Below are 1,839 nucleotides of genomic sequence, written 5' to 3' on the forward strand. Positions count from 1 at the left end.
CCCTTCAAAAACTTTCGAAGGGGGCGCGTGTTCCATCCGAAACGTCCTGGAGCGTTTCTTCATTTTGGGAGAAACGGGAGGGACAGTCATTTCAACAAAAGAAAAGAAAGGGATGCTGTTGCGCCAGCACAGTCAAACCGCGCAACCACCGACAAAATCCCTCTCGGGCATGAGGCGGGCAGCCAGGGCCGACGGGGGGCGGGGCGGACGCGAAGGCGTATTCTTCAAATATGCGCCGCATGCGGCCGCCCCGCCCCCCGCCGGCCAACCATCCAACCATCCAACCATCCAACCGGCCAGCCGAACCATCCAATGAACCGGCTCACCAACCAGTCGATACTGCTTTATTCAACCTCTTTTTTTGAAAACCAAGAAGGGGGAACAATGGCGCGGACACCTGCCACCCTGGCCATCCCGACTCTGGCCTTGGCTTTTGCCTCGACCTTCGCCTGGCTCGCCGCCCCGTGTTTCGAACCGACAATCGCCCTGGCTGGCGTTGCCGCCACCCGCGTCGGCGGTCCTTGCACCTATGCGGACTTTCCCGGCAAGGCGGTCATCGTCGCCGTGACCCCGCGCCCCGCCAAAACACCAGCAGCCGGCGGCATCCCCACACCCTATCCCGCCTTCGACGTGACGTACACGTTTACCCCGGATACGCCGATTGCCGGCGAACCGCTCTATACGCCCGGCCGGACGCATACGCTGACGCTCGTCAACGGCATGGCCCCCGGCCCGGGGTTCCTGCAAAAATACGGCCTCGCACCGGGCAAGGTCTTCCCCTGCCGGCTCCGCATCATCCGCCAGGGGACCTGCACGCCCGTGCTGTTCACCTTTCCCGGCATCGACCAGAGCGATTATTTCGAGCTCAAAAAACCCTGAAGACATGGGCAACGGATGTTAAAAAACGCCCGGAACCGGTTTATGTTGCCGGTCCCGGGCGTTTTTCATGGAAGGCCGGGGAAGAAGGACGCGTCGCGGATACGGCGTCTACCTCCGGAGGATCATGCTCGGACCGGTGCCGGGGCAAGGCCGTGCCCGGCCTGCACCCGACGAATGAGCGCCAGGGCCTCGGGCGGGGGACGGCGCTCGAGGCGGCGATAGGCCCGGCAGTCGGGCGTACGCCAGAGAAGTCCCAGATCGCACAGTTCGCGGCGCAACAGCACCGGATCGCCGAACGCGTGCGCCGCGCCCAGAATCCCGGTAACGGTCGGTTCGTCGAAAACCCGCCTGGGCGGCAAAGCGGCCCACAGCGTCCACAGGCAGGTCAGCTGCATGCCGCGCTTGGATGGCCAGCGCAAAAGCCGCCCGTCGGCATCGTAAAGACGGGCAAGGCGTTTGAGCCGGTTTTCGTCAACCGGTTCGGGCTGGGGCGCGCGCGGTTCGGAAACCGGCACGGCGGCGGGCGCGGCAGTCGCCCGGAAGTGCTGGACATTCTTGTAGCCTGCGGCCCGGGCCAGCCAGTTGAGAAGCTCCAAATGGCTCGGCGCGGTCTCGCTTTCCATGATTCTGACGCGCAACACGCGGGCAAAAGCTGCTATGTCGCCGACAGCCAAAGGCAAGGCAGTCCTGGACATCGCTTATCCTTATCAAGCGTGCCTGTCCGTAAAAGGGATGTCGGTGGTCGCCGACTTCCGACGCGGCACGGATAAGGTGTCAGCGCGGAAAGAGGAAGTGGCAGGTTTAGCTCCCCGTACGGGGCGGCGACGCCTGGGTGAACTGCCGACCGCAGCAGCCCCCTTACTCCGCCCGGCCGCATATGGCAAGGGTGCCGGCGGGAAAAGAAATGCGAGAGGGGAACCCTTTTTGAAAAAAGGGTTCCCCTCTCGCGCTCTCCCCTCC

General features: G+C 63.8%; 3 protein-coding genes. 2 read left to right on the forward strand and 1 reads right to left on the reverse strand.

Going from position 1 to position 1,839, the window contains the following annotated elements:
* Both ACMZ6R_RS20420 and ACMZ6R_RS20425 read left to right on the forward strand, forming a co-directional pair.
* A partial coding sequence (locus ACMZ6R_RS20420; protein WP_416114796.1) for a hypothetical protein occupies positions 1-316 on the forward strand: 316 nt, incomplete at its 5' end.
* A 68-nt stretch (positions 317-384) separates the two neighbouring features.
* Positions 385-879 carry a hypothetical protein gene (locus ACMZ6R_RS20425; protein WP_416114797.1) on the forward strand — a complete coding sequence of 165 codons (495 nt, stop codon included), beginning with the start codon at positions 385-387 and terminating at the stop codon, positions 877-879.
* 122 nt (positions 880-1,001) lie between these two features.
* Here ACMZ6R_RS20425 and ACMZ6R_RS20430 read toward each other — a convergent pair whose 3' ends face one another.
* Positions 1,002-1,574 (reverse strand): DUF2087 domain-containing protein, encoded by a 573-nt coding sequence (locus ACMZ6R_RS20430; RefSeq protein ID WP_416114798.1) that lies wholly within the window; start codon positions 1,572-1,574, stop codon positions 1,002-1,004.
* Between the last annotated feature and the right edge of the window lie 265 nt (positions 1,575-1,839).

Source organism: Solidesulfovibrio sp. C21, from assembly GCF_047785625.1.
In the GTDB taxonomy this organism is placed as follows: domain Bacteria; phylum Desulfobacterota; class Desulfovibrionia; order Desulfovibrionales; family Desulfovibrionaceae; genus Solidesulfovibrio.

Excerpts from the sequence above, each read along its gene's own strand:
- ACMZ6R_RS20425 (WP_416114797.1), top strand. The coding sequence starts at position 385 with ATGGCGCGGACACCTGCCACCCTGGCCATCCCGACTCTGGCCTTGGCT.
- ACMZ6R_RS20430 (WP_416114798.1), bottom strand. The coding sequence starts at position 1,574 with ATGTCCAGGACTGCCTTGCCTTTGGCTGTCGGCGACATAGCAGCTTTT.